Source organism: Rathayibacter sp. AY2B3 (assembly GCF_002931755.1).
Lineage (GTDB): Bacteria > Actinomycetota > Actinomycetes > Actinomycetales > Microbacteriaceae > Rathayibacter.
Map to the genome: position 1 here is coordinate 35,716 of NZ_PSUG01000019.1, position 26,534 is coordinate 62,249.

The following is a 26,534-nucleotide window of genomic DNA, read 5'->3' on the forward strand; positions in this document are numbered from 1 at the left end:
CGGGCGTCGGGCCGTCCTCCGGTGCCACGCGTCGCCCGTCAGCCGTCGCGTCCGACGACGGGGCGGCGTCCGGGACGGGTGGGAGGCCCGCCCGTACGATGACGGGGTGACCTCCCCGACCCGATCCGACGACGCCCTCGACCTGTTCGGGGAGCCCGCCGCGCCGGAGCCGCGACCGCGTCGGCGGCGCGGAGCTGTCGTCGCCGGCCTCGTCGCCGCGACCGTGCTGGTCGGCGGAGGCGGCGCCTACGCGACCAACGCGGCGACCGCGGAGCTGCCGACGGCGAGCGCCGTCGCGGTCGATCCCGTCTCGAGCACCGTCGACGCGCCCGCTCTGGCCTGGCCGGCCTACGGCTCGGGAGCCGTGGCGGCCGTCGGCGTCGACGGGACGGAGGAGGACGGGCTGCTCGCGCGCTACGGCTCCACGGACACCGTGCCGACCGGGAGCATCGCCAAGGTCGTCACCGCCCTGGTCGTCCTCGCCGCGAAGCCGATCGCGGACGGGACGGACGGCGAGACGATCACGTTCACGAGCGCGGACGTGCGGTACTACGACGAGACCCTGGCAGAGAACGGCTCGAACGCTCCGGTCACCGCCGGCCTGCAGCTGACCGAGCGGCAGGCGCTGACCGCGATGATGCTCCCGTCCGCGAACAACTACGCGAAGTCGCTCGCGATCTGGGCCTACGGCTCGGAGGACGCCTTCCTCGCCGCCGCGCGCAGCTGGCTCGACGGGCAGGGACTCGAGCGGACCTCCCTCGCCGACACCAGCGGGCTGTCGCCGGCGACGGTCAGCACGACGGCCGAGATGGTGCGCCTGGGCGAGCTGCTGATCGCGGACCCGGTGCTCGCTCCGATCGTCGCGATGCCGACCGCGGACATCCCGGGCGTCGGCGAGGTCGACAACACGAACTCCCTCCTCGGCCGATCCGGAGTGGACGGGATCAAGACGGGCACGACCGACGAGGCGGGCTCCTGCCTCCTCTTCTCCCTGGACGCGACCGTCGAGGGCCGGACGGTCACCCTCGTCGGCGTGGTCGTGGGCGCGCGCACGCACCCCCAGCTCGCCGCGGACGTGCTGACGCTCGTCCCCACCGTCGAGGCGGGTTTCCGGACCGTCCCGCTGACCGTCGAGGGCCAGGACTACGGGAGTCTCACCAGCGCCTGGGGCCAGACCGCCACCGCCGAGACCGTCGAGGCGCGCTCCGTGCTCGTATGGGGCGCGGTCTCGACGACGACCACCGTCGCGCTCGACCCGGTCGAGACGGTGGCCGACGGCGAGCGCGTCGGGACCGCGACGGTCGACGTGAACGGCACCCCGTACGAGCTGCCCCTGGTCGCGGAGGGCTCGATCGAGGACCCGGGCTTCGCCTGGCGGCTCGGGCACCCGGGCGAGCTCTTCGGCTGATCGAGGGGGCGGGCCTACCGAGGACGGAGCGGTGTCCCGCGCGGGAGCGGACGGGCCGGCGACGATCCGGCGACTAGTCGCCGATGACCCGTACCCCGGCGGTCGCGATGTCCTCAGCGACCTCTTCCGGCGTCGCGTTGCCCGGCACGACCGAGCCCGGCTCGGAGGCCGCCGGATCCGTGCGCCAGCGCTCGGCGGAGGGACGCTTGGCTGTGACGAAGTCGCCGGAGGACTGGTGGCGGACGCGGCGCAGCACCCACGGCACGAGGTACTCCCGCGCCCACTGGATGTCCTCCGTGCGGGCGGCACGCCACGTGCGGGCGTGCAGCGGCTCCGGGGCCAGGGGCCGCAGGTCGTTCTCGACGTTCAACGACTCGAGCACCATCCGCGCGACCTCGTGGTGGCCGTGCGGGTTGAGGTGCAGGCGGTCCGGCGCCCACATCCGCACGTCCTGGATCTCCTGGAGGGACCACTGGTCGGCGACGATGCAGTCGTAGCGCTTGGCCAGCGCCCGCAGGTTCTCGTTGTAGATCGCGACCTTGCCGCGGATCCGCCCGAACACGGGGGAGAAGCCCACATCGACCCCGGTGAACAGGACCACGGTCGCCCCGTCGGAGCGGAGCCGGGCGAGGCCCGCCTCGAAGCGGGAGGCGATGTCGTCCGGGTCGGTCCCCGGGCGGATGACGTCGTTCCCGCCCGCGGAGATGGTGATGAGATCGGGACGCAGCTCCAGCGCGGGCTCGACCTGCTCGTCGACGATCTGCTGCAGGAGGCGGCCGCGCACCGCCAGGTTGGCGTAGGCGAAGTCCTCGTTCTGGCTGCCCAGGACCTCCGCCACGCGGTCGGCCCAGCCGCGGTGCCCGCCGGGACTGCCGGGCTCGGGATCACCGATCCCCTCGGTGAAGGAGTCGCCCAGGGCGACGTAGCGGGACCACGGATGACGCTGCTCGACCATCCCTCCATCATGCTCCGCACCCGGCCGGCGGCGGCACAGTGCGACACGCCGGGCGCCTCGCGGCGGGCCGCGGAGGCCGAGCCGCTGTCGGTGGCGTCGGCTAGATTCGATCCACGTGAACAGTCCCTCGAGCTTCGGTCATCAGGTCGGCACCTCCGCCGCTGAGCACCTGTCCCCGTCGTTCCCGGGCAGGGCCCCGTGGGGTACCGCGAACAAGCTCCGCGCCTGGCAGGCGGAGGCGCTCGAGGCCTACTTCCAGCACGAGCCGCGCGACTTCCTGGCGGCCGCGACCCCGGGCGCGGGAAAGACCACGTTCGCGCTGCGGCTGGCCGCCGAGCTGCTGCACAACCGCACGGTCGACCGGATCACCGTGGTCGCGCCGACGGAGCACCTCAAGCGCCAGTGGGCCGAGGCCGCGCACCGCGTCGGCATCCGCCTGGACCCCACCTTCACCAACCGCATGGGCCGCCATGCCCGCCACTACCACGGCGTCGCCGTCACCTACGCGCAGGTCGCCGTCCGCGCCGAGCTCCACCGCGAGCTCACCCTGTCCGGCCGCACCCTCGTCATCCTCGACGAGGTGCACCACGCCGGCGACGCGCTCAGCTGGGGCGACGCGGTGCGCGAGGCCTTCGAGCCCGCCGTCCGCCGGCTCTCGCTGACCGGGACGCCGTTCCGCTCGGACACGGCGGCGATCCCGTTCGTCAGCTACCTCCCGGACGAGGAGGGCATCCGCACCTCGCTCACCGACTACGCCTACGGCTACGGCCGCGCGCTCGCGGACGGCGTCGTCCGGCCCGTGCTGTTCATGGTCTACGCCGGGCAGATGCGCTGGAAGTCCAAGGCCGGCGACGAGATGGAGGCGCGGCTCGGCGAGGGCAACACCAAGGACATCACCTCGCAGGCCTGGCGCACCGCGCTGGATCCCAAGGGCGACTGGATCCCCTCGGTCCTCCGCGCCGCGAACACCCGCCTCACCGAGGTGCGGCGCGCCGTGCCCGACGCCGGCGGCCTGGTCATCGCGACCGACCACTACACCGCGCGCGCCTACGCCGCGATGCTCCGCGAGATCAGCGGGGAGACCGTCACCGTCGTGCTCTCCGACGAGAAGGAGGCGAGCGACCGGATCGAGGAGTTCGCGAAGGACACCAGCCGCTGGATGGTCGCGGTGCGCATGGTCTCCGAGGGCGTCGACGTGCCGAGGCTCGCCGTCGGCGTCTACGCGACGTCGGCGTCGACTCCGCTGTTCTTCGCCCAGGCGATCGGCCGCTTCGTGCGCGCGCGGCGCCGCGGCGAGACCGCCTCGGTGTTCCTCCCGAACGTGCCCGGCCTGCTCGCGCTGGCGGGCTCGATGGAGCTGCAGCGCGACCACGCCCTCGACCGCAGGACCTCCGACGACGAGGAGTACCCCGAGGCCGACCTGATGGCCGACGCCGAGCGCAGCGACAAGGCCTCCTCCGACCTGCTGGAGGAGGGCCGCTTCGAGTCGATCGGCTCGGCCGCCACCTTCGACCGCGTCGTCTACGAGGGCGCCGAGTTCGGGATGGAGGTCGAGGTCGAGAGCGAGGAGGAGCTCGACTTCATCGGCCTGCCGGGGCTCCTCGAGCCCGACCAGGTGCGGGAGCTGCTCCAGCACCGGCAGCAGCGGCAGGCCAAGCGCGCCGGAAGCCGCGCGGGGGCGGCGGCCCCGGCCGAGCCGGCGAGCGAGATCCCGGCGCCGCTCTACCGCACGCTCAAGGAGCAGCGCAGCCTGCTCAACTCCCTGGTCGGCCTGTGGGCACGGGGGACGGGCGAGTCGCACGGCCAGGTGCACACCGAGCTGCGCCGGCTCTGCGGCGGACCCGCGGTGGCGCAGGCGAGCGTGACCCAGCTGCAGGCGCGGATCGACCTCCTGCGGCGCAGGCTCGGCTCGCACTGATCGCGGTGGGGCGTCCCGGTGCGGGGGCGCTCCCTCTGACGGAGCCGATCGCTGCTCCTGTCAGGACCGGCGGGCTCCTCCACGTGGGCCGGCCGGTGTCTCCGGCGCGGTCTAGCCGATGCACCCGGCGCGGCGCCAGCCCTCCCCGGCGGGCCGGGTGCGACCGTACTGTTCGAGCGTGACCCACTGGAACGACCTGCCCGCCGACGCGCCCGCAGGACGGATCGGACGGCGGTTCCGGCCGCCGGTCGTGACCACCGGAGGAGGGACCGCGCGATGAGCGCTGACCGTCAGGGGAATGCTCGAGACACGCTCGCTAAGCTGAGCAGTCGGTCCGTCGCGGAAGTGACGGACCATCACCCCCGACGTCGGGCATCCGCAGACCGCACATCGGCGTCTCCCGGACTGCCCGAGACCAATCCCCTGAGGAGTCTCGTGGAGACCTGGCCCGGAACCGCCTACCCGTTGGGCGCGACGTTCGACGGAAGCGGAACGAACTTCGCCCTGTTCAGCGAGATCGCCGAGCGCGTCGAGCTGTGCCTCTTCGAGGAGGACGGCACGGAGACGCGCGTCGAGATCCAGGAGTCGGACGCGTACGTCTGGCACTGCTACCTCCCGCAGGTGCAGCCGGGCCAGCGCTACGGCTTCCGGATCCACGGACCCTACGACCCCGATTCGGGGCACCGCTGCAACCCCAACAAGCTGCTGCTGGACCCCTACGCGAAGGCGATCTCGGGGGAGATCGACTGGGACCAGTCCCTCTTCTCGTACACCTTCGGCGACCCGGACTCGACGAACGACGAGGACTCGGCGCCGCACATGATGATGGGCGTCGTCATCAACCCCTTCTTCGACTGGGCCGGAGACCGCCGCCCGCGCACCTCCTACGACAGCACCGTCATCTACGAGGCGCACGTGAAGGGGCTCACCAAGACGCACCCCGACGTGCCGGAGGAGCTGCGCGGCACCTACGCCGGAGTCGCCCACCCCGCGGTGATCGACCACCTCAAGCACCTGGGCGTCTCGGCGATCGAGCTCATGCCCGTGCACCAGTTCGTGAACGACTCCACGCTGATGGACAAGGGCCTCTCGAACTACTGGGGCTACAACACGATCGGCTTCTTCGCTCCGCAGAACACCTACTCCTCCACGGGCGACCAGGGCCAGCAGGTCCAGGAGTTCAAGAGCATGGTGAAGGCGCTCCACGCGGCCGGCATCGAGGTCATCCTCGACGTGGTCTACAACCACACGGCGGAGGGTAACCACCTCGGCCCGACCCTGTCGTTCCGCGGCATCGACAACGAGGCCTACTACCGCCTCGTCGACGACGACAAGCGCTACTACATGGACTACACCGGCACCGGGAACACGCTCAACGTGCGCCACCCGCACTCGCTGCAGCTGATCATGGACTCGCTGCGCTACTGGGTGACGGAGATGCGCGTCGACGGCTTCCGCTTCGACCTCGCCTCGGCGCTGGCACGAGAGTTCTACGACGTCGACCGGCTCTCCACCTTCTTCGAGCTCGTCCAGCAGGACCCGGTGGTCTCGCAGGTGAAGCTGATCGCCGAGCCGTGGGACGTCGGACCCGGCGGCTACCAGGTGGGCAACTTCCCGCCCCAGTGGACGGAGTGGAACGGCAAGTACCGCGACACTGTCCGCGACTTCTGGCGCGGCGAACCGTCGACGCTGGGGGAGTTCGCCTCGCGCCTCACCGGCTCGGCCGACCTCTACGCGCACTCGGGCCGCTACCCCGTCGCCTCGATCAACTTCGTCACGGCGCACGACGGCTTCACCCTCCGCGACCTGGTCTCGTACAACGAGAAGCACAACGACGCCAACGGCGAGGACGGCAACGACGGGGAGTCGCACAACCGCTCCTGGAACCACGGTGTGGAGGGGCCCACGGACGACCCGCGGGTGCTCGCGCTCCGGGCGCGCCAGCAGCGGAACTTCCTCGCGACGATGCTGATCTCCCAGGGCGTCCCGATGATCCTCCATGGCGACGAGCTCGGCCGGACCCAGAACGGCAACAACAACACCTACGCCCAGGACGGCGAGCTGACCTGGATCGACTGGGCGCACGCCGACCGGCCGCTGCTCGAGTTCACCGCGGCGCTCATCCGCCTGCGCGCCGAGCACCCGACCTTCCGCCGCATGCGCTTCTTCGACGGCCGCCCCGTCCTGCGCGGCGACGGCGAGCCCCTGCCCGACATCGTCTGGTTCACGGCCGCAGGCACGGAGATGTCCCCGTCCGACTGGGACTCCGGCCTCGGGCGATCGGTGGGCATCTACCTCAACGGCAACGGGATCCGCGAGCGCGACCAGCGCGGGCGCCCCGTCACCGACGACAGCTTCCTCCTGTACTTCAACGCCGACGACGTCGACGTCGAGTTCGCGATCCCGAGCGACGAGTACGCGCTCGAGTGGAGCGTGCTGGTCGACACGGCCGGCGCCGAGGCCGACTCGATCCCTCGTCCGGCCGGGGCGATGCTCACGGTCCAGGCGAAGTCGCTCGTCATCCTGCAGGAGCACAGTACCCCCGAGCCCGAGGTCGACCACTCGGTCGCGGCCTCGCTCGCGTCCCTCGCCGCGACGTCGGCGATCCCGATCGTGTCCTCGTCCGGACCCACCAGCCCCCACGCCGAGTCGACCGACTCCGCGACCGCCCCCTCGACAGGAGCCTGACGTGCGTCTGCCCGCCTCCACCTACCGCCTCCAGATCCGGTCGGCGTTCGACCTCGACGACGCCGCCCGCGTCGCCGACTACGTGCGCGCGCTCGGAGCCGACTGGCTGTACTTCTCGCCGCTGCTGAAGGCCGAGCCCGGCTCGGACCACGGCTACGACGTGGTGGACCACACCGAGGTCGATCCCGACCGCGGAGGCGCGGCGGGCCTGGCGAACGCCTCGGCCGCGGCGCGGGCGGAGGGTCTCGGCGTCCTCATCGACATCGTGCCCAACCACATGGGCGTCGCGACCCCGAGCGAGAACTCGTGGTGGTGGGACCTGCTGAAGAACGGGAAGTCCTCCCGCTACGCCACCGCCTTCGACATCGACTGGGAGGCGGGGAGCGGGAAGCTCCGCGTGCCGATCCTCGGCGACGGTGCGAGCGAGGGCGACAGCGACAGCGAGCTCGACGCGCTCGAGGTCGTCGGCGACGAGCTGCACTACTACGAGAACCGCCTACCGATCGCGCCCGGCACCGCCGAGCCCGGCGACTCCGGCCGCACGGTGCACGAGCGCCAGAGCTATGAGCTCGTGGACTGGCGCCGTGCCGACGCCGAGCTGAACTACCGCCGCTTCTTCGCGGTGAACACCCTCGCCGCCATCACGGTCGAGCGGCCCGAGGTCTTCGACGCCTCGCACGCCGAGATCGTCCGCTGGTTCACCGAGGGGCTCGCGGACGGCCTGCGCGTCGACCACCCGGACGGCCTGGCCGACCCGGGCGGATACCTCGACGACCTGGCCCGCGCGATCGGCGGCGCACCGGTCTGGGTCGAGAAGATCCTCGAGGGCGACGAGGAGCTCCCGCCGCACTGGGCGACGGTCGGCACCACCGGCTACGACGCCCTCGCCGACGTCGACCGCATCCTGGTCGACCCCGACGCGCGGCCCGTGCTGGAGGGCCTCGATGCCGAGCTCACGGGGAGGGGCGCGCCACTGCAGTGGGCCGACCTCATCCACGACACCAAGCGCGGCATCGCCGACGGGATCCTCCGCTCCGAGGTCCTGCGGCTGGCCCGCCTGATCCCCGGCATCGAGGGAGCGGACGACGCGCTGGCGGAGCTCCTGGCGACCTACCCGGTCTACCGCAGCTACCTCCCCTACGGAGCGGAGCACCTCGAGCACGCCCGCGTCGACGCCGTGCGCCGCCGCCCCGAGATCCGCGCGACCATCGACGAGGTCGCCGCGGCGCTCGGCGAGACCGGCACCCCGGTGTCCGTGCGCTTCCAGCAGACCTCCGGCATGGTGATGGCGAAGGGCGTCGAGGACACGGCCTTCTACCGCTTCAGCCGCCTCACCTCGCTGAACGAGGTCGGAGCGGACCCGGACGAGTTCGCGATCGACCTGGTCGAGTTCCACCGCCGCCAGGCCGTGCGCCAGGCCTCGTTCCCCGCCTCGCTCACCACGCTCTCGACGCACGACACGAAGCGCGGCGAGGACACCCGCGCCCGCATCACCGCACTGGCCGAGGACCCGGAGGCGTGGGCGGCGACGCTCCGCGAGCTCCACGCCCTCGTCGGCTTCGGCGACGGCCCGATCGAGCATCTGCTCTGGGAGGCCGTCGTGGGGACCTGGCCCGCGAGCCGCGAGCGCCTGCACGCCTACGCCGAGAAGGCGTCGCGCGAGGCCGACGACTCGACGCACTGGACCGCTCCGGACGAGCAGTTCGAGAAGCGGATGCACGCGGCGATCGACGCGGCGTTCGACGAGCCCGCCGTCCGCCGGCTGGTGGAGCAGACCGTCGAGCGGGTGTCCGCCGCCGGCTGGTCGAACGGCCTCGCCGCGAAGCTCGTGCAGATCACCGCCCCGGGCATCCCGGACGTCTACCAGGGCAGCGAGCTCTGGGAGACCTCCCTCGTCGACCCGGACAACCGCCGCGAGGTCGACTTCGGGCAGCGCCGAGCACTGCTGGAGCGGATCGACGGCGGCTGGAAGCCCGCGATCGACGCCGAGGGCGCCGCGAAGCTCCTCGTCACCTCGCGTGCCCTCCGGCTCCGCCGCGACCGCCCCGAGCTGTTCACTCGCTACGCCGCCGTCCCCGCGATCGGGCCCGCCGCCGAGCACGCGATCGCCTTCGACCGCGGCGGCGCGCTGACCGTCGCGACCCGGCTCCCCGAGGGCCTGGGCACCGCCGGCGGCTGGAACGGCACGGTCGTGGTCCTGCCCGGGCACCCGATGGAGGACGTCCTCACCGGCCGCACCTTCGCGGGAGGAGTGACCCCGGTCGCCGAGATCCTCGCCGACTACCCCGTGGCCCTGCTCGCCCCGGTCTCCTGACCGGTCCCGCCAGCGCACCGCAGATCGACCCGACCCCTCCTGGAGACAGCAGTGATCAGCACGACCCCCTACCGCTACGCACTCCCGACGACCGGTCCCGAGCGGTTCGACGTCTGGGCCCCCGAGGCCTCGACGGTCGAGCTCCTGCTCGGCGGCGACTCGTCGCTGACGATGACCCGCCACGGAGACGACGGATGGTGGCGGGCGCCCGCGTCGGCCCCGGCCACCGGCGAGGTCGACTACGGGTACCGGGTGGACGGCAGCGGTCCGCTGCCGGACCCCCGCTCGCGCCGCCAGCCGAAGGGCGTGCACGAGCTCTCCCGGACGTTCGACCCCTCGGCGCACGAGTGGGGCGACTCCGCCTGGACCGGGCGCGAGCTCGCCGGTGCCGTCATCTACGAGCTGCACCTCGGCACGTTCACGCCCGAGGGCACCCTGGACGCGGCAGCGGAGCGCTTCGAGCACCTGCGCTCGATCGGCGTCGACTTCATCGAGCTGCTGCCGGTCAACGCGGTGAACGGAACGCACAACTGGGGCTACGACGGCGTCCTCTGGTACGCCGTGCACGAGCCGTACGGCGGACCCGAGGCGTACCAGCGCTTCGTCGACGCCGCCCACCGGGCCGGACTCGGCGTGGTCCAGGACGTCGTCTACAACCACCTCGGCCCGAGCGGCAACTACCTCCCGGAGTTCGGCCCCTACCTCAAGAACGAGAAGGCCAACACCTGGGGCAGCTCGATCAACCTGGACGGCGAGGGCTCCGACACCGTCCGCGGATACATCATCGACAACGCTCTGATGTGGCTGCGCGACTACCACGTCGACGCCCTGCGCCTGGACGCGGTGCACGCCCTCTCCGACGAGCGGGCCGTGCACGTGCTCGAGGAGATGGCGAGCGAGGTGGCCGTGCTGTCGGCCCACGTCGGGCGCCCTCTGACGCTGATCGCCGAGTCCGACCTCAACGACCCGACGCTGATCACTCCGCGGGAGGCGCACGGCTACGGGCTCGACGCGCAGTGGAGCGACGACTTCCACCACGCGGTCCACGTCGCGCTGACCGGTGAGACGACGGGCTACTACGAGGACTTCGCGCCGCTCGGCGCCCTCGCGAAGGTGCTGACCCGGGGCTTCTTCCACGACGGCACCCTCTCGACGTTCCGCGGCCGTCACCACGGCCGTCCGGTGGACACCGAGCACATGCCGACCTGGCGCCTGGTGGTCTGCAGCCAGAACCACGACCAGATCGGCAACCGGGCGGTCGGCGACCGTCTGACGGCGTCCCTCGACGAGGGGCGGCTCGCGATCGCCGCCGCCCTGACGCTGCTGGGCCCCTTCACTCCCATGCTCTTCATGGGCGAGGAGTGGGCGGCGTCGACCCCCTGGCAGTTCTTCACCTCGCACCCCGAGAAGGATCTGGGCGAGGCGACGGCGAAGGGCCGCATCGAGGAGTTCGCGAAGATGGGCTGGGACCCGGAGGTCGTGCCCGATCCGCAGGACCCGGAGACCTTCCTGCGCTCGCGGCTCGACTGGTCCGAGGTCGGGGAGGGGCGTCACGCCCGCACCCTCGAGGTGTACCGCGAGCTGGCGGCGATCCGCCGCCGCTACCCCGAGCTGACGGATCCGCGCTTCGGGTCGCTCCGCGTGGAGTTCGACGAGGAGGCCCGCTGGCTGACTCTCGGCCGCGGTCGCGTGACCGTGGCGATCAACGTGGGCGAGGCCGCCGCGCGCATCGCACTGCCGGAGGTGGCGGAGACGCTGCTCGCTGTCGGGGAGTACGCGGTCCGGCCGGGGGACACCGAGGTGGATCTCGGAGCCTCCTCGCTGCTGGTGACGCTGAGCGCCTGATCTCCGCGGCGGCCGGCTGCTCGTGGCCGGCCGCCCGAGCTCCTGATCGGCCGCCTCGGCCCGAGGGCTCAGGGAGTGACCGCGGCGTACTCCGTCGCGGTCACGACCCGCACTCCCTCGTCGTGGACGAGCAGGAGCGCCCGCAGGGGAATGGCCCGCTTGTGGCAGGCCGCTGCCAGGTGACGGGCGAGGATCCGGTCGGTCTCGCCGAGGAAGGCGCGACCGGGACGTTCCAGGGCGAAGGCGAGCGAGCCCACGTCCTGGTGCGCCACGGCTTTGGCGAGGGTGGCGACGATCCGCTCGGTCTTCTCCTCGTCGGGGTGCACGGGGAGCCCGTCCACCGGGTAGAGGATCGGCAGTTGCACGCCGTCGCGGTCGAGGAAGATCGGCCATAGGGCCCGGCGGTAGGCCGGCCCGATCAGCGAGGAGACGCGCTCGCGCAGCTCGCGGTCGTTCAGGAGCGGCGCATCGAGGTGCGGAGCGGGAGCGGCGTGGTCGAGAGTGGTCATGGTGTCGCTTTCTCGTGGGGCGAGCGGGAGGTGCCGCGGAGGGGTCATCGGAAGTTGCGGGAGGTGGTGCGAGCGCCGACCGTGAGGGTCTCGAACCGATCGGCGAGGAGGTTCGTCACCCCCTCGTCGGAGCGCTCGAGGATCCCCCTGACCAGCAGGGCGGGTGCCTCGCGGGCCACACGGCGGTAGCGGTTCCATACTCCGACGGAGCAGATCACGTTGAGGATCCCGTGCTCGTCCTCGAGGTTGAGGAAGGTCACTCCACCGGCTGTGGAGGGACGTTGGCGGTGGATCACGACCCCGCCGACCTCGATACGGGTCCCCGAGGGGACGCCGGGGAGATCGGCCGAGGAGCGGGCGCCGCGCCGGGTGAGCCCCTCGCGGAGGTGGCGCAGCGGATGGTCGTCGGGAGAGATGCCGGTGGCCCAGAAGTCGAAGACCACGCGCTCCTGAGGGGAGAGCATCGGCAGGAGCGGGGGCTGCACGAAGACCGTCGAGCCGGCGAGGAACTCCTCGCGGTCGCCTGCGGCGGTGCCGGCCTCCCAGAGCGCCTGCCGTCGCTGCAGACCGAGCGAGTCGAAGGCGCCCGCGGCGCCGAGGGCCTCCAGCTGAGCCGCGGTCGTGCCGACCCGCCGGGAGAGGTCGGCCATGCTCGCATAGGGTCCGCCGCGCTCGCGCTCGGCGACGATGTGCTCGGCGAGCGCGGTGCCGATGCCCTTCACCCCGGCCAGTCCGAGCCGGATCACGAAGCCGCTGTCGCGCCGGTGGTCGTCCGTGTGGAAGTGCTCGGTGCGGTCGAACAGTCCCGTGGGCGGCTGATCGGCGCGGAGGCAGTCGTCGCTCCCGTAGGCGGCGCCGCCCCTCCGACGTGAGGGGGCGTCCTCCCTCGCCTCGAGCCCGGGAGGCGCCAGGGAGCGGTTGACGTCGGGCGAGACGACCTCCACTCCGTGACGGCGCGCATCGGCGACCAGGGTGTGCGGGGCGTAGAAGCCCATGGGCTGCGCCCTCAGCAGCGCGGCGGTGAAAGCGGCGGGGTAGTGCAGGCGGAGCCAGGCACTCGCGTAGACCAGCAGGGCGAAGCTGATCGCATGGCTCTCGGCGAAGCCGAAGTTCGCGAACGCCTGGATCCGGAGGTAGATGTCGTCCGCGACCTCGCCGGTGATGCCGTTGCGGGCCATCCCCTGGTAGAGCCGCTTGCGGAGGGTCTCGATCTTCTCGGTCCCGCGCTTGGACCCCATCGCCCGGCGCAGCAGGTCGGCGTCCTCCGCGTTGCAGTCGCCGACGGCCACGGCCACCTGCATGAGCTGCTCCTGGAAGAGCGGCACGCCGAGGGTGCGCTTGAGCGGCGTCACGAGGAGGGGGTGCTGGTACGTCACCGGCTCCTCGCCGAGCTTGCGGCGGATGTAGGGGTGGACCGCACCGCCCTGGATGGGGCCGGGACGGATGAGCGCGACCTCGATCACCAGATCGTAGAAGCGGCGCGGCTGCAGCCGGGGGAGGGTGCCCATCTGCGCGCGGCTCTCGACCTGGAACACGCCTATCGAATCGGCGCGGCAGAGCTGGTCGTAGACGCCCTTCTCCTCCCGGGGGAGGGTGGAGAGGTCCCACTTCTCGCCGACGTGCTCGGCGACGAGGTCGAACGTGTACTGCAGGGCGGCCAGCATCCCGAGCCCGAGGAGGTCGAACTTGACCAGCCCCATCCAGGCGCAGTCGTCCTTGTCCCACTGCAGGACGGTGCGGTCCTCCATCCGCGCGGGCTCGATCGGGCAGACCTCGCCCACGGGCCGGTCGGTCAGCACCATGCCCCCGGAGTGGATGCCCAGGTGCCGGGGCGTGCCCAGCACCCGCGTGGTCAGGGCGACCACGTCCTCGGGGATGTCGTGGTCGGTGCTCTCGGTGACGGACCCCCACCGCTCGACCTGCTTCGACCAGCCGTCCTGCTGCCCGGCGCTGTATCCGAGGGCCTTGGCCATGTCGCGCACGGCGAACTTGGGCCGGTAGGTGATGACGTTGGCGACCTGGGCCGCGTTCAGCCGTCCGTACTTCCGGTAGACGTACTGGATCACCTCCTCGCGACGCTCCGAATCGAAGTCGACGTCGATGTCGGGCTCCTCGTCGCGGATGCTCGAGAGGAACCGCTCGAACGGCAGGTCGTAGAAGATCGAGTCGACCGCCGTGATGCCCAGGACGTAGCAGACCGCCGAGTTGGCGGCCGAGCCGCGTCCCTGGCAGAGGATGCCGTTCCGCTTGGCGTAGTGGACGATGTCGTGGACGATCAGGAAGTAGCCCGGGAAGTCCTTCTGCTCGATCACCGCGAGCTCCTTCTCGAGGCGGGCGAGGACGTCGGCGTCTGCGCGGGGGTACTTGGCCGGTACCGCCTCCCGCACGAGCTCGCGCAGCCAGCTCATCGTGGTGTGCCCCTCGGGGACCTCCTGGCGCGGCAGCCGGGGCCGGACTCGGCCGAGCTCGAAGGCGATCTCGTCGGCGACGCGCACCGTGTTCTCCACGGAGCCGGGGTAGCGGCGGAAGCGCTCGGCCATCTCGGCGCCGGAGCGCAGGTGGGCGCCGCCGGCAGCGGGGAGCCAGCCGTCCATCTCGTCGAGGCTCCGGCGTGCTCTGACCGCGGCGAGGGCCGTCTGGAGGGGGCGCTCCTCCGGCCGGGCGTAGTGCACGTTCCCGGTGGCGACCGTCCGCAGCCGGAGCTTCTCGGCGATCGCCGCCAGCTGGTCGTTGGCGCGCGAGGCGAGGGGGTCCCCGTGGTCGTACAGCTCCACGAGGACATTGGCGGGACCGAAGAGCCGGACGAGCTCGCGGACCTCCCGCTCGGCCGCGGCCTCTCCCGCAGCGGCGAGCGCGTGACGGACCGCTCCCTTGCGGCAGCCCGTCAGCACGATCCAGTGGCCGTCGGCGGCGCGGGCGAGCTCCTCGAGGTCGTAGCTCGGCTTGCCCTTCTCGGCTCCGGCGAGCTGGGCGGTGGTGATCGCGCGGGCGAGGCGGTGGTAGCCCTCCTCGCGACGGGCGAGGACGAGCAGGTGGGTCCCCTCCGGATCGGCGACCCCGTTCTGAGGCGAGGTGAGCCCGATCGAGAGCTCGGCTCCGAAGGCCGTGCGGACGGGGTGCCCCTGCGCGGCCTCAGCCATCCTCACGATGCCGTAGAGGCCGTCGTGGTCGGTGAGCGCGAGAGTGTCGATGCCGAGCCGGACGGCCTCCTCGACCAGCTGCTCCGGCTTGCTCGCCCCGTCGAGGAAGCTGAAGTGGGAGTGGGCGTGCAGCTCGGCGTAGGGCACCGGATGAGCCGGCGGCCGGACGTCGTCCCCGGCCACGTAGGCGGGGCGCTTGTGCGACCAGGCCGGGCTGTCGCCGCCGTCGCCGCGGACGACCGTGCCGTCGGCGCGCTTGCCGCTGGAGAGGCGGCGCTCGAACTCCGACCAGGGGATCGGCGGATTGTTCCAGCCCATCGGGGCTCCTTCGGTGCTCGTTCGCGGTGGTGGAGGGACTCTCCGGGTCAGTCGTAGCGGGCCTCGGCGGCCCAGACCCCGTCGAGGCAGAGCAGCAGCCAGGCGACACCGCCGGCGTCGACCACCTGGAAGCGGTCGTAGCGGACGGCGGTGCTCGGATCCCACCAGCGCTCGTCGATCGGCCAGGGACCCGCCCATCCGGCGAGGGGCTCCAGGCGGGCCTGGGACGTCCCGGGGGTGAAGTAGGCGGGCACGGAGCTGAGGGCGCCGCGCTCGTCGACCGAGACGGGTTCGCCCCTCGGTCCGCGGACCAGCACGGCGGCGGGCTCCGCGAAGACCGTCGGCGGGAGGGGCGGCGGCAGGGAGCCGGGCCAGGGCAGTGTCCTCGGCCTGGCGTCGCCCGGCTCCCGGTCGCCCCACGGGATCAGGTGCTGGCGGTCGCGGAGGGACCGACCCCCTCCGATCGACGCGGTCATCACGGCCTCGTGCCCGAGCATGCTCTGCACGCGGCTCAGCCCGTGGTGGACGCGCTCCTCCGGGGCGGTGCCCCAGAGACCCTGTTCATGGTTGCCGATCGCGTCGACCGCCTCGGGCTCGACGCACAGCCGCGAGATCGGCGCTCCGAGACCGGTGTCGATCGCCCCGCTGCCCTGCAGCTGCCAGCGGACCCGGTCGAGCACGTCGCCCGGGGTGAACCATCTCGGGTGCAGCCAGCTCCGGGAGGAGACCTCACCGCGCTCGCTGACGACCTCGATGCGAATCGCGGTCGCGACCAGCTGTGCGCGGGTGAGCCCGGCGACGAACTCCTCAGCGGGGACGCGGAAGGCGAAGGCGGCCTGGTCGATGCGGTCCAGAGGGGGCTCGAACTCCATCGCCCGGTCGAGGCGCTCCGGCGGGAGCCGGGGCACCACCGTCTCCGACTCCGCTCCGGCGGCGAGGAGGTGCGCGTGTGCGCCCTCCGGACCGAACCGGGCGGCGACGTCCTCCCGAGGCAGGGCGGCGAAGGCGCCGAGGGTGCGGACGCCGAGCTTGCGCAGGAGCGCCACCAGGTCGTCCCCTCGGCGGGGTACGCGGGCAAGGGCCGCGACGGACTCGGTCTCGAGCGCGTCGAGCGGGAGCGGGGCGAGGAAGCCGGCCGCTGCTCCTGCGGGCACGACGGCGACGGGGCGGCCGGAGTGCTTCGCGGCGAGCTCGGAGGCGAAGAGCCCGTCGGCGATCCCGATGCGGGCGTCGGGCAGACCCAGCTCGGCCAGACGCTGCAGGATCGCCTCGGCCGCGCTCTGCTCGCTCCCGTAGTAGCGGCGGGGACCGCGGGCACGGATCGCGCACAGGCCGGGCCGGATCAGCTGGACGCCCGGAGTGATCTCCTCGAGCGCCTGGATGAGCGGCTCGAACGCCCGGTGGTCGAGCACCGGGTCGTACGGGAGGACGGCGAGACCCGTGCAGCGGGACTGCGCCTCGCGCACGCGCATGCCCCGCCGGACCCCCTCCGCCCGGGCAGCGGGGGAGGAGGCGAAGACCAGGCTCTTCTCCGTGAGGGCCAGGGGGTGCTCGGCGCCGAGGCCGGCGTCGGCGGCGGCCGCGAGGAGGGGCCAGTCGGGGCACCAGACGAGGATCGTCCGCCGCAGCTCGGGTGCGCTCGCCATCTCAGACCGCCCTCTCGTGCAGGCGGCCGTGCTCGACCCGGGAACCGAAGGCGCTCTCGACGCCGGGCATGCTCATCCGCACCGTGCGCACCCGGGTGCCGGCCCGGCCGACCACATCGACCATCGCCTCCCGGGAGCGCAGGTAGCCGTGGCCGTCGCCGAGCCCCTCCCAGCGGCTGCTGCGGACGCTGAGCCGCGCCTCGGCCTGGGGCCACTCGCCGAGGACCACGAGAGCGGCACCCCGCTGACGCAGTCGTGCTCCCAGACGCGAGACGTCCGCCGAGGAGACGGAGGCGGGCGGACGGGTGAGCACGACGGTCAGCACATCGACCAGAGCGGCGGTGACGGTGAGCCAGTGCTCGGCCGGTGCGGGCACGAGCACCAGGCGCTCGAGGTCGATCCCCATGCCGGCGGCGGCCTCGGCCCCGAACTCCGGGACACCCACCACTCCGCACCACGAGCCCTCGGCGGACGGGCCGGCGAGCAGCCCCATCGCCAGGCTCATCGAGCCCTCCACCGAGTAGGCCGCACCCTGCTTGAGCGAGCCGCCCGGGAGCACGGAGGAGAAGGCCGGCAGAGTGGCGAGGCTCCTGGTCTCGAGGGTGGTCGCCTGCATGTCCCGGATGCGGGACTGCAGCTCCTTCACCGACGCGAGCTGCCGCAGAAGGGGCTCTGCGGCCTCGGCCGTCTCCGCGGAGACGAGGGGTGAAGGGGGGCTCATCTGCCCATGTTCGAACATGTGTTCGAGTATGTCAATCGCCACCGACATCCACCGGCGAGCCGTTCGGACCCTTCCGCGACCGGCCCGCACGGGGCACCGTGGAGGTGGTTCCCGACGTCCCGGGCAGTCTCGCATCCGCCCCCGACATCACCGTCCGGCGACGTCCTCCGCCGGATCCCGGCGGGGCAGGGGCCTCCGCCCGCGCCTCTACCATGGGAGCCATGTCCGACGCCCTGCCCGACCCCGCCGACTCCGACGCCACAGCCCCGGCCGCGCCGCGCAGGCGGACCCTCGTGGTCAAGATGGGGTCCAGCTCGGTCACCAAGCAGTCGGGTCCGGATCCCGTTCTCCTGGCCGGCGCGCTCGAGAGCGCGTTCGCCGCCCGCGCGATGGGCTGGGACGTCGTGCTGGTCTCCTCCGGTGCCGTGTCCTCGGGCAGGGCGCTCTTCGCCCGCTCGCAGGAGGAGCCGATCAGCGCCCGCCTGGCGGCAGCGGTGGGCCAGACCGTCCTGATGGGCTTCTACCGCTCCGTGGCCGAGCTCTCCGGCGCCCTGGTCGCGCAGATCCTCATCGGCGAGTCGGACCTCGCCTCGCCCCGGCAGATGGCGCACGTCGCCGAGGCGATCCGCCACGCCCTCGACGCCGGAGTCGTGCCCGTCGTCAACGGCAACGACACCATCGACTCCGCAGGCTCGGACAACGACGGCGTCGCCGGCGGACTGGCGATGCTCCTCGGCGCGGACCTTCTGCTGCTGCTCACCGACGTCCCCGGCGTCTTCGCCGGCAGCATCGCCGAGGGCGTGCATCTCGAGGAGCTGGGCATCTCGGATCTGCGCCGCATCGGCGTGCAGAAGGGCGGCACCGGCCGAGGGGGCATCCGCTCCAAGCTGCGGGCCGCCGAGCTCGCCGCGCACAACGGAGTCTCGACCAGGATCGCCGGGGCGCGCACCCCCGAGGTCATCCTGGGCGCTCTGGGTGGGCCGGGTCCGGGCACCCTCGTCCGAGCCGTGCACGCGCATCCGCCCGTGGAGCAGCGCTGGATCTCCGGAGTGGCCACCGGCCGCGGCCGCGTCGAGATCAACCTCGAAGCCGAGCGGAGCATCGGCGCGGGCTCGAGCCTGTTCGCCTCGGGCATCAAGCGCGTCTCCGGCGAGTTCGGCGGCGGCGACGTGATCGAGGTGCGCGCCCTCAGTGGAGAGCTCCTGGCGCGCGGCGTCTCCCGCGTCTCCTCGCGTCTGCTGACCCTGGTCCGCGCGCTCCGGGTCGACGAGATCGCCCGGGTCTTCGTGGCGGTCCTCGGCCATGCCGCCACGACGTCGCCGTCGGAGAGTCCCGGGGGCGAGGAGAGGCCGCAGCTGACCCGCGCTCTGGAGTACGCGCGCACTCTCTCCTCCGAGCACGCGCGGGCCGTCGCGATGGAGATCGTCTCCCTCTTCCCCGCCGAGAGCTTCTCGGCCCTGCTGGGTCAGGGAGCGGGTGAGGGCGAGCTGGTCGAGCGCTACACCCGGCTCGTCCGCACCCTCGCCATCGTGGAGAACGAGAACCTGGCCGTCTTCCGCTCCTGACCGCCGGAGGCGCGCCACGAATCAGTTCATTTCGCGCCTTCGCGTCATGATCTCCGTTCTCCGGTGTCTTCCTGGTGATGGCGCCGCTCCTGGGCGCCCCGACGGAACGGATCATCGATGAGCGTCCCCACTTCCACAGCCGGCCACTTCCGCGAGTCCGACATCACGCCCGAGAGCTTCGAGACCGAGCGGCTCGAGCGGCGGCTCGCCCTGCTCGAGGCGTCGATCGCCCAGGGGGAGCGGGCGCTGCTGGGCCGGATCGACCCGAGAACCGGAGAACCCCTTCCGGGTGCCTGTGGGGGCCACCGCGCCCAGCTGGTCAGCAACCTGACGACGGAGCGGGCCCTCGCCGAGCGCATCCGAGCGATGCTCGCCGCTCGGAGCTGACGGGGTGCGTACGGCACGATGGGACCATGGTCACCATCACCGTCGCCGGTCTCGCCCAGCACTTCCACCCCGCCGAGCGCGGCACCGTCCGCCTCGAGATCCGGCGCGAGTCGCGGTCCCGGCCCCAGGCGCTCGCCGAGGTCACCGCCCTGCATGCGCGGGTCCGGGAGGAGGCGGCCGCCGAGCAGGCGTCCGGCGCCGCCACCTGGTGGTCCTCCGATCAGATCTCGGTGTCCTCGGTCCGCCGGTACATCAAGGACTCGGACGTCACGCAGCTGTTCCACGTCGCGGCCGCCGGGGTCCGGGTGAAGTACCGCGACTTCGCGGCTCTCGGGCGCTGGGTCGGCTCGATCTCGGAGGTGCCGGGGATCCAGATCTCGGGGGTCGACTGGGACGTGACGGCGGCGCGACGGGCGGGCATCGAGCGCGAGGTCCGTACCGCTGCCGTACGCGACGCGCGCGAGCGGGCCGAGGCCTACGCGGCAGCCCTCGGCCTGACCGAGGTACGGGTGCTGACCCTCTTCGAGCCGGGCCTGCGCCCGCACACGCGCATCGAGGGCGGCTCGGCGCTGATGAGCCGCGCCAAGGCGTTCTCCTCGTCGGAGGAGCCGCTGGCCCTCAAGCCGGAGGACATCGAGGTCACCGCGTCGGTCTCCGCCGACTTCGAGGCGCACTGACGCGGAGCCGCGCTCGGGCGTGCGATCCCGCTGCGGTCCGAGAGCGCGAACCGGCACCTGCGACCCGCTGATCGTCTCGACGCCGACCGTGAGAAACGGCTCGAAGCGTTCATCCGTCGTCTCCACGACGACCCCCTCTCCGCCCGACCACCAGGCATCGACCACCATACGAGTATTGAGCACTCCTCGGCAGCTCTGTCGCGGTTCGGCGTCCACCGTGCGCACCACCGGGAATAGCGGTGGACCTCCGAGCGCTGAGGCAGGCATGGTCTCGCGCATCGGCTTCCTCTCCTTCGGCCATTACCAATCGGTCCCCGGGTCGCAGACCCGCTCCGCCCGCGACGTCCTCCTCCAGACGATCGAGCTCGCGGAGGCGGCGGAGGAGATCGGCATCGACGGCGCCTACGTCCGCGTGCACCACTTCGCGCCGCAGCTCGCCTCGCCGTTCCCGCTGCTGGCGGCGATCGCCGCGCGCACCCGCCGCATCGAGATCGGCACCGGGGTCATCGACATGCGCTACGAGAACCCGCTCTACATGGCGGAGGAGGCGGCTGCCGCCGACCTGATCTCGGGCGGCCGGCTCGAGCTCGGCGTCAGCCGGGGATCGCCCGAGACGGCCCTGCGCGGGTCCGAGGCGTTCGGCTTCGTTCCGCCTGAGGGGATGACCGACTCCGACCTCGCCCGGGAGAAGGTGCGGATCCTCCGGGAAGCGCTCGCCGGGGCGCCGGTCGCGCAGTCGGATCCGGCGATGACGCGCCAATCGCTCCCGCTCTCGATCGAGCCGCACTCGCCCGGGCTCGCGGACCGGATCTGGTGGGGTGCGGGCAGCTTCGCGACCGCTCGCTGGGCCGCCGAGCAGGGCATGAACCTGCAGTCGTCGACCCTGCTCCTGGAGGAGGAGGGCGTGCCCTTCGACGAGCTGCAGGCGCGCCAGATCCGCGACTACCGCGCCGCGTGGAGCGAGGCGGGCTGGGAGCGCGCCCCGCGTGTCTCCGTCTCGCGCAGCGTCCTTCCGATCACCAGCGATCTCGACCGCCTGTACTTCGGCGGCCGCGGCGAGCAGGACCAGGTCGCCACCCTCGAAGGCGTCCGCGCCCGCTTCGGCCGCAGCTACACGGGCGAGCCGGACGCCGTGGCCGCCGAGCTGGCCGCCGACGTCGCCGTGCAGGAGGCGGACACGCTGCTGCTCACCGTGCCCAACCAGCTGGGCGTCGAGTACAACGCGCGGCTCCTGCGCACCGTCGCGGAGTCGATCGCCCCGGCTCTCGGCTGGTCGCGGGCGACCGTGAGAGTCTGACGCCGAGGCCCGAGGCCCGAGGCCCGAGGCCCGAGGCCGAGGCCGGAACGCCCCGTCTCCTCGAGGAGAGGCGGGGCGCCCGTCGTTCTCCGCCCCTCGCATCCCTCCCGCCGACGCGAGGAGGGGACGGTACCGGAAACGACGGAACCCCCCGCCTCTCCGAAGAGAGACGAGGGGTTCCGATCAGTGTGTCCGAGGGGGGACTTGAACCCCCACGCCCTATACGGGCACTAGCACCTCAAGCTAGCGCGTCTGCCATTTCCGCCACCCGGACGAGTGTTTCCTTCGACCTGCGTTTCCGCGGCCGAAGAAGACATTAGCACGGTTCCGGAGCCTCTCATGCCACCCTCCGGCCCCCGGCCTCCGCGCGCCGTCGAGTCCGCGCCGGTACCGTTGCCCGCATGTCCGACAGCATCGACAGCGCGCCCGTGGCCGACAGCACCCTCGACGAGACCGCGCTCATCGCGCGCGATCTCATCCGCTTCGACACCAGCAACTACGGCGACGGGAAGGCGGAGCCGGAGCGCCCGGCCGCGGAGTACGTCGCGGCGAAGCTGCGCGACCTCGGCCTCGAGCCCGAGCTGATCGACTCCGACCCGGGACGCACGAGCGTCGTGGCGCGGGTCGCGGGGGAGGACCGCGAGCGCGGCGCCCTCGTCGTCCACGGGCACCTCGACGTGGTGCCCGCCATCGCCGACAACTGGAGCGTCGATCCGTTCGGCGGCGAGATCAAGGACGGCATGCTCTGGGGCCGCGGCGCGGTCGACATGAAGAACATGGACGCGATGATCCTCGCCTCGCTCGGCGACATCCTCCGCGAGGGGAGGCGCCCCTCCCGCGACCTCGTCATCGCCTTCTTCGCCGACGAGGAGGCGGGCGGCGTGCGGGGCTCGGGATTCCTGGCCCGTGAGCGGCCCGAGCTCTTCGCCGGAGCGACCGAGGCGATCAGCGAGGTCGGCGGCTACTCGATCGAGCTGGCGGGCAAGCGCGCCTACCTCGTGCAGACGGGCGAGAAGGCGCTGATGTGGCTGACCCTCCGCGCGCACGGCACGGCGGGGCACGGCTCGCAGATCAACTCCGAGAACGCCGTCACCCGGCTGGCGCAGGCGATCGCCCGCATCGGCAGCGAGGAGTGGCCCACCCGCCTCACCGACACCACGCGCGAGCTGCTCGACGAGGTCGCCCGCCTGCTCGGCCACGACCCTCAGCGCAGCACTCCGGAGGAGCTCGCACTCGCCACCGGCACCGCCTCGCGCTTCATCGCCGCGACGCTGCGCACCACCGCGAATCCGTCGATGCTGTCGGCCGGCTACAAGGCCAACGTCATACCGGGCACGGCGGAGGCCACCATCGACGTGCGCGTCCTCCCCGGCGAGGAGGACGCGGTGCTCGAGCGCCTGAAGGTCCTCGCGGGCGAGCATGTCGAGATCCTCGTCCAGCACCGCGACATCGGGCTCGAGGTGCCCTTCGCCGGCCCCCTCGTCGAGAGCATGGCCGCCTCGATCCGCCGGTTCGACCCGGGCGCCGAGGTCCTGCCGTACCTGCTCTCCGGAGGCACCGACAACAAGGCGCTCTCGACGCTCGGCATCACCGGCTACGGGTTCGCGCCGCTCCAGCTGCCGTCGTCCCTGGACTTCCCGGCGCTGTTCCACGGGGTCGACGAGCGCGTCCCACTGGACGCACTAGTGTTTGGCAGGAAGGTCCTGACCGATCTCCTGCTGAGCTCCTGACGGCGCCGCGGACCGGGTCAGCACCGACCGATCCCGACCGACTGCTGGCCGACGACGCCCCAGCCCTCCTCGAAAGTGACGCATGGGCCTGCTCGACGCGCTGATCCTGGGACTCGTCCAGGGTCTGACCGAATTCCTCCCCATCTCCTCCAGCGCCCACCTCCGGATCGTCAGCGAGCTGCTGCCCGGTCTCGGCGGCCGCGACACCGGAGCCGCGTTCACCGCGATCACGCAGCTGGGCACCGAGACCGCCGTCATCATCTACTTCTGGCGCGACATCGTGCGGATCGTGTCGCACTGGTCCCGCTCCCTGGTCGGCCGCATCCCGCGCTCGGACCCGGACGCCCGCATGGGCTGGCTGATCATCCTGGGCAGCCTCCCGATCATCGTCCTCGGCCTCGTCTTCCAGGACGCGATCGAGACGACCCTCCGCTCCCTGTGGGTGGTGGCCACCACCCTCATCCTCTTCGGCATCCTGCTCGGCATCGCCGACGCGGTCGGCGCGAAGAAGCGCCGCCTGCGCGATCTGGGCGTCCGCGACGGCCTGATCTTCGGAGGCGCGCAGGCGCTCGCCCTGATCCCCGGCGTCTCCCGGTCGGGAGGCACCATCACCGCCGGCCTCTTCCTCGGCTACGAGCGCAAAGCGGCGGCGCGCTACTCCTTCCTCCTCGCGATCCCCGCGGTGTTCGGCAGCGGCCTCTACCAGCTGTACAAGAGCATCAGCGACCCGGTGGTGCTCCCGAACCAGGTCCAGGTCGGCGGGCTCGAGACCCTGGTGGCGACCATCGTCGCGTTCGTGGTCGGCTTCGTCGTGATCGCGTTCTTCATGAGCTACATCTCCCGCCGCAGCTTCCGCCCGTTCGTCGTGTACCGCATCGTGCTCGGCGTCGTCCTGATGGTCGCGCTCGCCACCGGCCTGATCGCCGCCTAGATGCGCGCCTGGACCGCCGCGGACGTCCCCGCCCTGCCCGGCCGGGGAAGCGCCCCGCGCCTGCACGACACCGCGACCGCCGGCCCCGTCGAGCTCGACGCGCCCAGCGGAGTCGCGAGCCTCTACGTCTGCGGCATCACGCCCTACGACGCCACCCATCTCGGGCACGCGTCGACCTACCTCGCCTTCGACACGGTCCAGCGCGTCTGGCTCGACGCGGGCTGCACGGTCGAGTACGCCCAGAACGTGACCGACGTCGACGACCCGCTGCTCGAGCGGGCGACGGCCACCGGCGTCGACTGGCGAGACCTGGCTGAGGAGCAGGTCGAGCTGTTCCGCGGCGACATGGCCGCGCTGCGCGTCCTGCCTCCGCAGCACTACGTCGGCGTCACCGAGACGGTGGATCCCATCGCGGAGGCGGTCGCCCGTCTGGAGCGCGACGGCGTCGCCTACCGCGTCCCTGCTCCGGACGCGGCGGAGGACGGCGCGAGCGACCTCTACTACGACATCGCCGCGGCCGAGAGCGCCGTCTGGCACCTGGGCAGCGAGAGCCGGCTCGACGCGGAGTCGATGGCCCGCTTCTCGGCGCTGCGTGGGGGCGACCCGGAGCGCGCCGGCAAGCGCGACCCCCTCGATCCGCTGCTCTGGCGCGCCGAGCGCGCCGGCGAGCCCGCCTGGGACGCCGAGGTCGGCCGCGGTCGTCCGGGCTGGCACATCGAGTGCTCGGTGATCGCCCTCGACCGGCTCGGACCCGAGTTCACCCTGCAGGGCGGCGGGAGCGACCTGGTCTTCCCGCACCACGAGTTCAGCGCCGGCCACGCCGCCTCCCTGTCCGGCCGTCCTCTGGCCCGCGCCTACGCGCACGCCGGGATGGTCGCCTACCAGGGCGAGAAGATGAGCAAGTCGCTCGGCAACCTGGTGCTGGTCTCGCGTCTGCGGAGCGAAGGAGCGGACGCGCGAGCGATCCGCCTCGCACTCCTCGCGCACCACTACCGCTCCGACTGGGAGTGGCTGCCCGAGGACCTGCCGTCGGCCGAGGCGCGCCTGGCGCGCTGGGAGTCGGCCCTCGCCGCCGTCGGACCGCGCTCGGCGCTCGAGGTGCTGACGCAGCTGCGCGAGGTGCTGGCCGACGACCTCGACACTCCGGCCGCCCTCGCGGTCGTGGACGCCGCACTCACCGAGGGCGTGGACGACCCGTCGCTCCTGCGCGACGCGGTCGACGCCCTGCTCGGAGTCCGTCCGGCCTGACGCCCGTCCGGCTCGAGGCGTGTCCGGTCCGTGATCCGTCCGGCCTGAGCCCGACCGGCCTGAGGCCCGACCGGCCTCAGGCCCGACCGGCTCGGACCCCCTCAGGGCCCGGTCCTCTGAGGAAGGCCGGAGGGTCACCGGTCGGGACCGGTCCTGTGATCGCCGGCTCCGACGCTCGAGCGCCGGCGGGGGCTACGGCCGCCAGGGCTCCTCGCCCGAGCGGCCGTCGCCGCGGCGGCGCAGGTAGCGCTCGAACTCCTGGGCGATCGCCTCGCCGCTCGCCTCGGGCGAGTCGACGGTGTCTCGCGCCTGCTCGAGCTGGGCGATGTACGCCGCCATCTCCTCGTCCTCGGCGGCGAGGGCGTCGATGCCGCGCTCCCACTCCTCCGCCTCCTCGACGAGGTCGCCGCGGGGGATCGCCAGGCCGACGACCTCCTCGAGCTTCTCGAGCAGCGCCAGCATCGCCTTGGGCGAGGGCGCGTTGTGCACGTAGTGCGGGACGGAGGCCCAGATCGAGACGGCGGGGATGCCGACCTTCTGCGCGGCCTCGCCGATCACGCTGAGGATGCCGACCGGCCCCTCGTAGCTGGAGCGCTCGAGCTCGAACGAGCTGCGCAGCTCCGCGTTCTCGCTCGAGGCGAAGATCGAGATCGGCCGGGTGTGCGGGACGTCGGCGAGCATCGCGCCGAGGAAGACGACGGCGGAGATGTCGATCGCGAGCATGGCGTCGACGACCTCGGCGGCGAAGCTCTTCCAGCTGCGCGAGGGCTCGGTGCCGATCATGAGGTACAGCGCGCTCTCGGCGTCGACCGAGGTGTCGGCCGGGCCGAAGATCTGGGTGCCGGGCCAGGCGAGACTGCGACGGCCGTCCTCGCCGATCGAGAGCATGGGGCGGGTGTACTGGAAGTCGTAGTACTGCTCGGCGTCGACGGCGAAGAGGGGCACGTACTCCCCGGCGTCCTTGACCAGCCGCAGCGCGCCGCTGGCGGCGTCCCCGGCGTCGTTCCAGCCCTCGAAGGCCACGACCAGGACGTTCCCCGTGATCACGTTCATAGGCAGGATCTCCGCGTTCGGCTCGATGTCCGGGGAGCGCACACCGCGCCTGTCCCTCCGTCCAGGATAGGACCGCCTCCGACCCCGGCCGCCTCCTGTTCCGCTCCACCCTCCTCTCCTCCTTCGCGGGGCTGATGCTCGCGCTCGACGGCCACGCGATCGTGATGTCGCGGGTGTCGCTCCT

18 protein-coding genes and 1 tRNA gene are annotated in these 26,534 nt (G+C 72.4%); 12 read left to right on the forward strand and 7 right to left on the reverse strand.

Annotated features, from left to right (window positions below; translation table 11 throughout):
- Positions 1-106: 106 nt before the first annotated feature.
- Positions 107-1,408, forward strand: a complete 1,302-nt coding sequence (locus tag C5C24_RS08180) for a D-alanyl-D-alanine carboxypeptidase family protein (protein ID WP_181135504.1) — start codon at positions 107-109, stop codon at positions 1,406-1,408.
- Between the two features lie 73 nt (positions 1,409-1,481).
- Here C5C24_RS08180 and C5C24_RS08185 read toward each other — a convergent pair whose 3' ends face one another.
- The gene (locus C5C24_RS08185) at positions 1,482-2,363 is read right to left on the reverse strand and encodes an SGNH/GDSL hydrolase family protein (protein WP_104280610.1); all 882 of its coding nucleotides are present in this window, start codon (positions 2,361-2,363) and stop codon (positions 1,482-1,484) included.
- Positions 2,364-2,478: 115 nt separating this feature from the next.
- On the opposite strand from C5C24_RS08185, the gene C5C24_RS08190 reads away from it, so the two are divergent.
- From C5C24_RS08190 to treZ, 4 genes are all read left to right on the forward strand, one after another.
- A complete protein-coding gene (locus C5C24_RS08190; protein ID WP_104237466.1) occupies positions 2,479-4,281 on the forward strand; it encodes a DEAD/DEAH box helicase in 1,803 nt (600 codons plus the stop codon).
- 435 nt (positions 4,282-4,716) lie between these two features.
- Positions 4,717-6,969 (forward strand): glycogen debranching protein GlgX, encoded by a 2,253-nt coding sequence (gene glgX, locus C5C24_RS08195; protein ID WP_104304726.1) that lies wholly within the window; start codon positions 4,717-4,719, stop codon positions 6,967-6,969.
- Position 6,970: 1 nt separating this feature from the next.
- Entirely contained in the window at positions 6,971-9,283 is a 2,313-nt protein-coding gene (gene treY, locus C5C24_RS08200; protein ID WP_104304727.1) for a malto-oligosyltrehalose synthase, read from the forward strand.
- 51 nt (positions 9,284-9,334) lie between these two features.
- Positions 9,335-11,128, forward strand: coding sequence for a malto-oligosyltrehalose trehalohydrolase (gene treZ / locus C5C24_RS08205; protein WP_258065097.1), 1,794 nt, complete (start codon positions 9,335-9,337; stop codon positions 11,126-11,128).
- 68 nt (positions 11,129-11,196) lie between these two features.
- Here treZ and C5C24_RS08210 read toward each other — a convergent pair whose 3' ends face one another.
- Genes C5C24_RS08210 through C5C24_RS08225 form a run of 4 tightly spaced genes read right to left on the reverse strand, consistent with a single transcriptional unit; the run spans position 11,197 to position 17,462 of the window.
- Positions 11,197-11,637 carry a hypothetical protein gene (locus tag C5C24_RS08210; protein ID WP_104275627.1) on the reverse strand — a complete coding sequence of 147 codons (441 nt, stop codon included), beginning with the start codon at positions 11,635-11,637 and terminating at the stop codon, positions 11,197-11,199.
- A gap of 44 nt (positions 11,638-11,681) precedes the next feature.
- Positions 11,682-15,095 carry an error-prone DNA polymerase gene (locus tag C5C24_RS08215; RefSeq protein ID WP_104304728.1) on the reverse strand — a complete coding sequence of 1,138 codons (3,414 nt, stop codon included), beginning with the start codon at positions 15,093-15,095 and terminating at the stop codon, positions 11,682-11,684.
- 47 nt (positions 15,096-15,142) lie between these two features.
- Complete coding sequence (locus C5C24_RS08220) at positions 15,143-16,741, reverse strand: DNA polymerase Y family protein (RefSeq protein WP_104304729.1); 1,599 nt, start codon at positions 16,739-16,741, stop codon at positions 15,143-15,145.
- A gap of 1 nt (position 16,742) precedes the next feature.
- The gene (locus C5C24_RS08225) at positions 16,743-17,462 is read right to left on the reverse strand and encodes a hypothetical protein (protein WP_104304730.1); all 720 of its coding nucleotides are present in this window, start codon (positions 17,460-17,462) and stop codon (positions 16,743-16,745) included.
- Between the two features lie 221 nt (positions 17,463-17,683).
- Between C5C24_RS08225 and proB the strand changes: the two genes are divergently transcribed.
- From proB to C5C24_RS08245, 4 genes are all read left to right on the forward strand, one after another.
- Complete coding sequence (gene proB, locus C5C24_RS08230; RefSeq protein WP_181109970.1) at positions 17,684-19,027, forward strand: glutamate 5-kinase; 1,344 nt, start codon at positions 17,684-17,686, stop codon at positions 19,025-19,027.
- 117 nt (positions 19,028-19,144) lie between these two features.
- Positions 19,145-19,414 (forward strand): hypothetical protein, encoded by a 270-nt coding sequence (locus C5C24_RS08235; protein WP_104304731.1) that lies wholly within the window; start codon positions 19,145-19,147, stop codon positions 19,412-19,414.
- A gap of 26 nt (positions 19,415-19,440) precedes the next feature.
- Positions 19,441-20,091, forward strand: coding sequence for an SIMPL domain-containing protein (locus tag C5C24_RS08240; RefSeq protein WP_104304732.1), 651 nt, complete (start codon positions 19,441-19,443; stop codon positions 20,089-20,091).
- Positions 20,092-20,356: 265 nt separating this feature from the next.
- Positions 20,357-21,388, forward strand: coding sequence for an LLM class flavin-dependent oxidoreductase (locus C5C24_RS08245; protein WP_104304733.1), 1,032 nt, complete (start codon positions 20,357-20,359; stop codon positions 21,386-21,388).
- A 189-nt stretch (positions 21,389-21,577) separates the two neighbouring features.
- Here C5C24_RS08245 and C5C24_RS08250 read toward each other — a convergent pair.
- Positions 21,578-21,662 (reverse strand) — tRNA-Leu (locus C5C24_RS08250).
- Positions 21,663-21,789: 127 nt separating this feature from the next.
- Between C5C24_RS08250 and C5C24_RS08255 the strand changes: the two genes are divergently transcribed.
- From C5C24_RS08255 to mshC, 3 genes are all read left to right on the forward strand, one after another.
- Positions 21,790-23,118 (forward strand): M20/M25/M40 family metallo-hydrolase, encoded by a 1,329-nt coding sequence (locus C5C24_RS08255; protein WP_104280601.1) that lies wholly within the window; start codon positions 21,790-21,792, stop codon positions 23,116-23,118.
- Between the two features lie 82 nt (positions 23,119-23,200).
- Positions 23,201-24,049, forward strand: coding sequence for an undecaprenyl-diphosphate phosphatase (locus tag C5C24_RS08260; protein ID WP_104304734.1), 849 nt, complete (start codon positions 23,201-23,203; stop codon positions 24,047-24,049).
- Positions 24,050-25,297 carry a cysteine--1-D-myo-inosityl 2-amino-2-deoxy-alpha-D-glucopyranoside ligase gene (gene mshC, locus C5C24_RS08265; protein ID WP_104280600.1) on the forward strand — a complete coding sequence of 416 codons (1,248 nt, stop codon included), beginning with the start codon at positions 24,050-24,052 and terminating at the stop codon, positions 25,295-25,297.
- 192 nt (positions 25,298-25,489) lie between these two features.
- On the opposite strand, the gene C5C24_RS08270 is transcribed toward mshC, so the two are convergent.
- Positions 25,490-26,350, reverse strand: a complete 861-nt coding sequence (locus C5C24_RS08270; protein WP_104280685.1) for a proteasome assembly chaperone family protein — start codon at positions 26,348-26,350, stop codon at positions 25,490-25,492.
- Positions 26,351-26,534: the final 184 nt, after the last annotated feature.

What these genes read in the sequence shown, in the direction of transcription:
- C5C24_RS08235 (WP_104304731.1), top strand. Translation starts at nt 19,145, where the DNA reads ATGAGCGTCCCCACTTCCACAGCCGGCCACTTCCGCGAGTCCGACATC.
- C5C24_RS08240 (WP_104304732.1), top strand. Translation starts at nt 19,441, where the DNA reads ATGGTCACCATCACCGTCGCCGGTCTCGCCCAGCACTTCCACCCCGCC.
- C5C24_RS08215 (WP_104304728.1), bottom strand. Translation starts at nt 15,095, where the DNA reads ATGGGCTGGAACAATCCGCCGATCCCCTGGTCGGAGTTCGAGCGCCGC.
- C5C24_RS08225 (WP_104304730.1), bottom strand. Translation starts at nt 17,462, where the DNA reads ATGAGCCCCCCTTCACCCCTCGTCTCCGCGGAGACGGCCGAGGCCGCA.
- mshC (WP_104280600.1), top strand. Translation starts at nt 24,050, where the DNA reads ATGCGCGCCTGGACCGCCGCGGACGTCCCCGCCCTGCCCGGCCGGGGA.
- C5C24_RS08255 (WP_104280601.1), top strand. Translation starts at nt 21,790, where the DNA reads ATGTCCGACAGCATCGACAGCGCGCCCGTGGCCGACAGCACCCTCGAC.
- C5C24_RS08270 (WP_104280685.1), bottom strand. Translation starts at nt 26,350, where the DNA reads ATGAACGTGATCACGGGGAACGTCCTGGTCGTGGCCTTCGAGGGCTGG.
- proB (WP_181109970.1), top strand. Translation starts at nt 17,684, where the DNA reads ATGTCCGACGCCCTGCCCGACCCCGCCGACTCCGACGCCACAGCCCCG.
- C5C24_RS08245 (WP_104304733.1), top strand. Translation starts at nt 20,357, where the DNA reads ATGGTCTCGCGCATCGGCTTCCTCTCCTTCGGCCATTACCAATCGGTC.
- C5C24_RS08260 (WP_104304734.1), top strand. Translation starts at nt 23,201, where the DNA reads ATGGGCCTGCTCGACGCGCTGATCCTGGGACTCGTCCAGGGTCTGACC.
- C5C24_RS08210 (WP_104275627.1), bottom strand. Translation starts at nt 11,637, where the DNA reads ATGACCACTCTCGACCACGCCGCTCCCGCTCCGCACCTCGATGCGCCG.
- C5C24_RS08185 (WP_104280610.1), bottom strand. Translation starts at nt 2,363, where the DNA reads ATGGTCGAGCAGCGTCATCCGTGGTCCCGCTACGTCGCCCTGGGCGAC.
- C5C24_RS08220 (WP_104304729.1), bottom strand. Translation starts at nt 16,741, where the DNA reads ATGGCGAGCGCACCCGAGCTGCGGCGGACGATCCTCGTCTGGTGCCCC.